General features: G+C 43.4%; 7 protein-coding genes. 2 read left to right on the top strand and 5 right to left on the bottom strand.

Annotation, left to right across the window (positions count from 1 at the left end):
• The 5 genes from ccoG to ccoS form a co-directional block, all read right to left on the bottom strand.
• Positions 1 to 914 (bottom strand): cytochrome c oxidase accessory protein CcoG (gene ccoG / locus Q1V93_RS17480; RefSeq protein WP_300666441.1); only part of this gene is annotated, 914 nt, incomplete at its 3' end.
• 38 nt (positions 915 to 952) lie between these two features.
• Positions 953 to 2356, bottom strand: a complete 1404-nt coding sequence (locus Q1V93_RS17475) for a c-type cytochrome (RefSeq protein ID WP_300666440.1) — start codon at positions 2354 to 2356, stop codon at positions 953 to 955.
• Entirely contained in the window at positions 2353 to 2550 is a 198-nt protein-coding gene (locus Q1V93_RS17470) for a cbb3-type cytochrome c oxidase subunit 3 (protein ID WP_300666439.1), read from the bottom strand. The genes Q1V93_RS17475 and Q1V93_RS17470 overlap by 4 nt, the downstream gene beginning before the upstream one ends.
• A gap of 7 nt (positions 2551 to 2557) precedes the next feature.
• Positions 2558 to 4720: a cytochrome-c oxidase, cbb3-type subunit I gene (gene ccoN, locus Q1V93_RS17465; RefSeq protein WP_300666438.1), complete on the bottom strand. Its 2163-nt coding sequence runs from the start codon at positions 4718 to 4720 to the stop codon at positions 2558 to 2560.
• Positions 4689 to 4883 carry a cbb3-type cytochrome oxidase assembly protein CcoS gene (ccoS, locus tag Q1V93_RS17460; RefSeq protein WP_196781368.1) on the bottom strand — a complete coding sequence of 65 codons (195 nt, stop codon included), beginning with the start codon at positions 4881 to 4883 and terminating at the stop codon, positions 4689 to 4691. Before ccoS ends, ccoN begins: the two co-directional genes overlap by 32 nt.
• A 262-nt stretch (positions 4884 to 5145) precedes the next feature.
• Between ccoS and Q1V93_RS17455 the strand changes: the two genes are divergently transcribed.
• The gene (locus tag Q1V93_RS17455) at positions 5146 to 6249 is read left to right on the top strand and encodes a DEAD/DEAH box helicase (protein WP_300666437.1); all 1104 of its coding nucleotides are present in this window, start codon (positions 5146 to 5148) and stop codon (positions 6247 to 6249) included.
• Positions 6250 to 6656: 407 nt separating this feature from the next.
• Positions 6657 to 7434, top strand: a 778-nt coding sequence (locus Q1V93_RS17450; protein WP_300666436.1) for a hypothetical protein, incomplete at its 3' end; no start/stop codon positions are given.

Raw genomic sequence — 7434 nt, 5'->3', positions numbered from 1 at the left:
AAACCAACTCCGTCCATCATCGTATCACAAGCATCAATACAAGCAGTACAATTCACGCATTCGAGCTGCGTTCCATTCCGGATATCAATACCCGTTGGACATACATGAACGCACTGATGGCAATCAATACAATCTCCTTTCCCGGTTTCCGGACGGTTTTCATTCTTCTTAAACTTCGCCCGTTGTTCGCCACGCACATGATCGTATGCCACAACCATGGAGTTTTTGTCGAGTAAAACACCTTGTAATCTTCCATAAGGACAAATCGTTGTGCAAACCTGTTCTCTTAAATAGGAAAACACGAAATAGAACAGGGTCGTGAAAACGATGATTGCACTAAACCCGCCGATATGCTGACTCAATGGTTCTGTTTGGATGCGGAGCAATTCTTTGGATCCGATGATGTAAGCTAAAAACACATTGGCGATCACAAAGGAAATCAGCCAGAAAACTCCGTGTTTCAAAATGCGTTTTCCCCATTTTTTTGCATTCCAGGGTGCTTTGTCCAAAGCTTTCTGATGGTTCCAGTCTCCGTCAATCCAATATTCAACCTGCCGGAAAACGAATTCCATGAAAATGGTTTGGGGGCAAATCCATCCGCAGAAAATCCGGCCGTAGATAATGGTGAAGAGAATGACGAAAACAATTCCGATGACCAGTAAAATGGCGAAGATGTAAAAATCCTGCGGCCAGAAGGTAGCTCCGAAGATGCTGAACTTGCGTTCCAGAATGTTGAATTCGAGCAACTGGCTGCCATTTACCTGAATCCACGGTGCGGCAAGCAAAAAGATCAGCAGGGAATAACTAACCAGCTTGCGCCTGTTGGTCAAACGTCCACTTGGTTTTTTCGGGTAAACCCAAACGCGCTTTCCTTGCTCGTTAACTGTTGCGATATGATCTCTGAAATCTTCCATAATTGAAAAAAGTCTGCCCGCGAGGACAGACTTCGATATTATTTTTTTGGATATTCTGTTCCTTGCGGCTCTTTACCCGGGATGTATTTTAAACTTAACACATAAGATGCGACGTCCTGAAGCTGAATCGGGTTCAATTTGGAAGCGTGTTCCGGCATTCCGTTAGAAGTTCCGTTCTTGATCGTTCCGAAGACATCTTTGATATCGTTTCCGTAGAGCCAATAATTGTCCGTCAGGTTCGGGCCGATATCTCCGCTTCCGTCTTTATGACATGTGGCACAATTGGCCTGAAACAATGATTTTCCCTTGTCAAGATCTGCCGGATCGGTTAACAAGGTTACATTGTTTTCATCCACATTCATGGCAGCTTCTTTCAGATATGCGTCGATTTCCTTTTGAGCCTGGGTCATGGAGTTGTTGTATTCCGTAAGCTGAGAAGGACCGTTGAAGACATGATAATACAAAATGTATCCTACAGCAAACAGAATCGTCAGATAGAATCCCCAAACCCACCAGGGCGGAAGGTTGTTGTCCAATTCCCGGATTCCGTCGTATTCGTGATCCATCAAAATACTTGCTTCTTCTTCGATCGGAACGGAATCAACCAGGATTTTAGATACTTTCCCGTGTTTTTCTTTCACTTTCTTTTCCTTCCGCTTGTAAACCATGTAATAGAAACTATTAAACAGATTTCGGAGGTAAATGACTACTAAAAGCAGTACGATATTGATGCAGATCAGAATATAGATGTCTACATTCTCCACCTTTAGCCAAGGCATTTCCAATTGCGTCGGATCAGTCATATCCGGTGTTGAAAGAGCCAACACATCATTCGGTATAAACAGTGTTCCCAACCCAACAATGATGAGTACCAGGTTGGTCAATCCTCCGGAATCTTTTTTATTTTCTTCTTCTTTCAGTTTTGCTTTGAATAAGTCGGATTTCACAAAGGTCAGAATAGAGCTACTCATGAGAATTATCGCAATCAGCAACACAACAATCAACCCGATCAATGCGTAAAAAATCGTCAGGTTGCTATGATAATCGGGAAGAAGCTCAACCGGATCTCCCGGATTTTCTTTTCCCGGTGCTGGTGGTGGTGGCGGAGTGTAACTGTCCACGTAATCCAAAATCTGATCTACTTCTTCCGGAGTAGCTTGTTGCGGGGACATATCTGTTTTGGAAAAATCCTGGATTGCCAAAGCCATTTTACTTTTCCCGCTAAGAATCAGTTTTTTAGAATCTTTTACCCATTCGTAAAGCAAAGCGCCTTCTCCGGCATCGTTCCATTTTGCTTTCACCCCTTTCAGCATCGGACCGGTGGAGTTTTTATCTACCGCATGACAGGTATTGCACTTGGCCTTGAATAACGCTTCTCCCTGACCAACAACCGGAAATCCTGCTAAAAGTCCGCATAGTAATGTGATCAAATTCTTTTTCATTGGATTTCATTTTGTAGTGTGACTTCGTCTTTTGCTAAAGGAATGTTACTCAATTCCTCGATCGTTGATTTTTTCATCCGCCAGATGCGAATCAGAACAATCAGGAAAAACAGCACGAAGATCAACAGGGAAAGGATTCCGTAGAACGCTGCTCCTTGCTCGCTTGCTAAATGATGTTTGATGAATCGTAACATAGAATGCTTATTTAGAAGGTTTTGCTTTAATATCAGTTCCGATGCGCTGCAGGTAAGCGATGAGTGCAATAATTTCTTTCTGTTGCAACTCTTTTACTTTTGTTTCCGGATTCATTCCGTTCAGCGCCATTTCCGGCATGTTTTTGACAATGTCTTCCGCAATGACGTGTGCTTGTTTGTTTAATTCTTCCATTGCGATGTCTTCATATCCGGGCTTGTAAGGAACTCCGAGTTTTCGCATCGCGCTGATCTTTTTCACGAGCAGGGAAGTATTCAGATTATCATCGCGAAGCCATGGATAAGCGGGCATGATAGAACCCTGAGACAATGCTTTCGGGTCGATCATGTGTTTGTAATGCCAGAGGTTTCCGCGCAAACCACCTTCCCGCGCCAAATCAGGTCCTGTGCGCTTGGATCCCCAAAGGAAGGGGTGATCGTAAACATGTTCTCCGGCTTTTGAATAATCACCGTAACGAGCCGTTTCAAAACGCATCGGGCGCACCATTTGAGAGTGACAGTTGTTGCATCCTTCCCGGATATATAAATCCCGTCCTTCCAGTTCCAAAGCGGTATAAGGTTTTACACTGCTGATTGTCGGAACGTTGGATTTCACGGCAATGGTCGGAATGATTTCTGCAATTCCACCGATTGCAACAACTACAATACTCAGGATCATAAAACGAACCGGTTTTCCTTCAATGCGTCTGTGCCAGTATTCGTTTTTCTCCTGGTGATTTCGTTCGTCCGTTACCTGAACCACTTCATTTGCCAGGAATGTTCCGGCTTTTACCGTTTTGAATACGTTGTAAACCAGCATCAATGCTCCGAAGATGTACAATGCGCCACCCAAAGAACGCAGGATGTAGTAAGGTTTCATGTCGATTACGATTTCCAGGAAATCCTTGTGAACCAAGGTTCCGTCCGGATTAAAGTATTGCCAGCTCAAACCTTGCATGAACCCCGCAATGTACATCGGCACCGCATACAAAATGATTCCCAGTGTTGCAATCCAGAAATGCTGATTCGCCAGTTTGACAGAGTATAATTTGGTTTGGAATAAACGCGGGATCAGCCAATAAATCAACCCGAAGGTCATCATGCCGTTCCATCCCAATCCACCTACGTGAACGTGGGCAATGGTCCAATCGGTAAAGTGAGAGATCATGTTGACGGATTTCAGGGAAAGCAGCGGTCCTTCAAAAGTTGCCATCCCGTAACAAGTCAGCGCTACGACCATGAATTTGAGCATTACATCATCGCGGACACGATCCCAGGCACCACGCAGGGTCAACAATCCGTTCAGCATTCCTCCCCAGGAAGGAGCAATCAGCATCACAGAGAAAACGACTCCTAAACTTTGAGCCCAGTCGGGAAGAGAAGTATAAAGTAAATGGTGCGGACCTGCCCAGATGTAAATGAAGATCAATGCCCAGAAGTGAATGATGGATAAACGGTAGGAATAAACCGGACGATTGGCTGCTTTTGGTACAAAGTAATACATCAATCCCAGGTAAGGGGTTGTGAGGAAGAAAGCCACGGCATTGTGCCCGTACCACCACTGAACCAGCGCATCCTGAACTCCTGCATACCAGGAATAACTTTTCAGGAAGGAAACCGGAAGTTCGAAGGAGTTGAAAATGTGCAGAATGGCAACCGTTACGAAAGTGGCAATGTAGAACCAGATCGCTACATACAGGTGTTTGACTTTTCTGTTGAGAATCGTTGCAAACATGTTCCAGCCGAAAACTACCCAGATAACTGCAATCAGGATGTCGATCCACCATTCCAGTTCGGCATATTCCTTACTGGATGTGATTCCGAAAGGCAATGTAAGAACAGCACAAACAATGATTAACTGCCAACCCCAGAAGTTGATGTAACTTAGACGGTCACTCCACATACGGGTTTTAAGCAAGCGCTGCAGGGAATAATAAACTCCCATGAAAATCCCGTTTCCTACAAAGGCAAAAATAACCGCATTGGTGTGCAGCGGCCGGATTCTCCCGAAGGAAATGTATCGGAAACCTAAGTACTCATTAAAAAATTCGGGAAATGCAAGCTCCAAAGCTGCAATTAATCCTACAAGCATGCCGATTACGGCCCAAAGAATTGTTGCGTAGGTAAAATACTTGACAATTTTATTGTCGTACTTCACTGTTAGTTGTTCCATCGTTTTCCGGATTATTGTGATTTGATTTTTTTTCGTCCTCGAAGAGAATTCTGACACTCGGGGAATAATCGTCATCATATTGCCCGCTCTTAGCTGCCCAAAGGAAAATTCCGAGGAAAAACACCGCTAAACAGAGACTCACAATCAGCATTATGTAGATCATTCCCATAGTGCAAAGAAATTAACAAGCCAGCGGAAAAAACATGATCTGGAGGAGTAAAAAACATGACAAATATCATGTTTTGAGATTGCGCTCTCTGACCCGGAAAAAGAATGGAGTGAATCCGTTTTTATCGTGGTGTCTCATTCGTAAATAGATCGGGTGGGGAGGAAGTTTCAGAGAATCCGTTTGAAATAAAACCACAAATACATCTGAGAATCAGGTTTACGACCGATATTCGCTGTGGAAACACTATTTTTGTGGTATGAAGACGACATTCAATATCCACCCGGGATTAGTGAAACGAATGGACGAATTGGGGTTTACATCTCCGACGCCGATTCAGCAGCATGCATGGAAACACTTGTTTGAAAAACACCAGGATTACGTTGGGCAGGCGCATACCGGTTCGGGAAAAACGATTGCTTACGGAGTTCCTTTGCTTCACCGCATTGATCCGAAAGACAAAGATGTACAGGCTTTGGTATTGGTTCCGACCCGTGAATTGATCATTCAGACATCCAGAACTTTGTTTAAGTTGTCGAAGCATTTGGATAAGTTTTTCATTGAATCCATTGGCGGTGGTGAGAGTATTGATGAGCAGAAAGCACGTCTGAAAAGACCTACGCAAGTGATTGTGGCAACTCCGGGAAGATTATTGGAATTGATTCGTTCCAAAGCGGTTTCGCTGCACCGGGTGAAAACCATCGTATTGGATGAAGCGGATGAATTGTATGCGAAGGGTTTTATGAAGGATATTGATAAAATCCTGGCGGAAACGAACGATTTTCATAAGAAATGGCTGTTTTCGGCTACGATTCACGGAGAATTGACCAAATGGATCAAAGCAACTTTACACCGGGATGCTCCTAAAACCATTGTTTCTACCAAGGAGGTTATGAATCCGCGCATTGAGCATCAATATGTGGAATGCCAGAAAGAAGATAAGCAGATGCTTTTGCTGGATTTTCTTCAAACAATGAAAAAAGCACGCGGGATTATCTTTTGCAGAATGCAGGGTGATGTGGAGTCTACAGCAAAGTTTCTTCGCGGACATGATCTGAAAGTCACGGAGATTTACGGCGAAATGTTTACCAAGGAACGCGAAAAAGCGATCCGGATGTTTAGCCAGGGTCACACACAATATTTAATTGCTACCGATATTGCAGCACGCGGAATGGATTTTGAAGATCTGGCTTTTGTGGTTCACTACCAGCTTCCGGATGATCCGGATTATTACACACACCGAAGCGGAAGAACGGCCCGTGCCGGAAAACGCGGCATTTCCCTGAGTTTGGTTGAACCGGTTGAACGCAAAAAACTGCGCTACATCCAGGATTTGTTGCATGTGGATTTTATTCAGTTGTAAATCCTGCGTTTTCTTCACTATTTAATTGTAAATAATTCGTAACAGGATTAATAATTAACTGTATCCATCGGTTTTCAAGTAAACCGGTGGATTTTTATTTAATGGCTAATCTTCTGGTTTCACTCTTTCAGAACATGTAGCATTCTGGATTCGGACCATTGAAGTTAAAATCACTTATACAGTATGTGCTAACACTTATACACGAAAGTACAAACCTTGTACAAACCGGGTTTCGTGTATTCTTTTCCGCACCTAATTTTAGTACCGGTTCCTCTTTAAACGAACAAATAACGTACAATCGGAATTATTCCCCGGAGAGAAAAAAGACGGGATGTGTTTTTGATGTGGAACCGGCGTAACCCGAAAAGCCAAAAGAGTAGGGCACACATTTATTTACATTTCAGAAAATGAAAAAAATTAAACTAGCGATTCTACTATTTTTAAGTAGTGTATCAATTCACGCCCAAAACTTTGATTATAGTTCGTCCGTGGGATGGACTACAACAGTCAACACTTTTAGTACCTTACCTTCCTGTGGTGTTGCTCCGGCATCGCTTGCCAGCGGTTTTGTTTCAATACACTCCGGAAGGGTGAATTTTAATCAAATTGGCGGAGCTCATGAAAACAGGATATCTATACCCTTGGGTAATATTTACGATGAGCAATTCAACATGGACTTTGACTTTAATGTTTCCGCAAATCCTCCGAGTAAAGGAATCGGAGCTTTCCTTGCTGCTTTAGGGTCTAGGGATCTGACTCCCGGACTGGCAGTTCCGATGACAGTTTGCAATGGACTTTCTATTATGGATGCTATCGGTATTTTGTGTACCAGCCCGTTATCCACTAGTTCGGGGAGTCCGAATATCAGAGCAATGGTTTATGATGACGGAGTATTGATTCCAAATACAGGAGTTTTTAATATAGCATACAATACAACCTATTATACACGTTTGCAGGTGTATGGAAATGGACGCGGTGAGTTGACTTTTTTCTCGAATATTGACAGAACGATGCGTGTGGGAGGATTTTGTTTTGAAGTGCCGAAAACAATAAGAGGACTTACGTTTTTGAATCATGGTACATCTGCAGGCGGGCATTCCATCCGTGAAACTTCCGGTTGGGTTGATAATACCAATATCTACAGAACAGGAAATGCTTGTTGCCAGATCAATATTCAGGGAAAGA

The sequence above is a fragment of the Fluviicola sp. genome, from assembly GCF_030151805.1.
GTDB lineage: Bacteria > Bacteroidota > Bacteroidia > Flavobacteriales_D > Crocinitomicaceae > Fluviicola.
Note: the sequence above shows the minus strand (reverse complement) of the source record. Positions and strands in the feature narration are given on the sequence as shown.

What these genes read in the sequence shown, in the direction of transcription:
- Q1V93_RS17455 (WP_300666437.1), top strand. Translation starts at nt 5,146, where the DNA reads ATGAAGACGACATTCAATATCCACCCGGGATTAGTGAAACGAATGGAC.
- ccoS (WP_196781368.1), bottom strand. Translation starts at nt 4,883, where the DNA reads ATGATCTACATAATGCTGATTGTGAGTCTCTGTTTAGCGGTGTTTTTC.
- Q1V93_RS17475 (WP_300666440.1), bottom strand. Translation starts at nt 2,356, where the DNA reads ATGAAAAAGAATTTGATCACATTACTATGCGGACTTTTAGCAGGATTT.
- Q1V93_RS17470 (WP_300666439.1), bottom strand. Translation starts at nt 2,550, where the DNA reads ATGTTACGATTCATCAAACATCATTTAGCAAGCGAGCAAGGAGCAGCG.
- ccoN (WP_300666438.1), bottom strand. Translation starts at nt 4,720, where the DNA reads ATGGAACAACTAACAGTGAAGTACGACAATAAAATTGTCAAGTATTTT.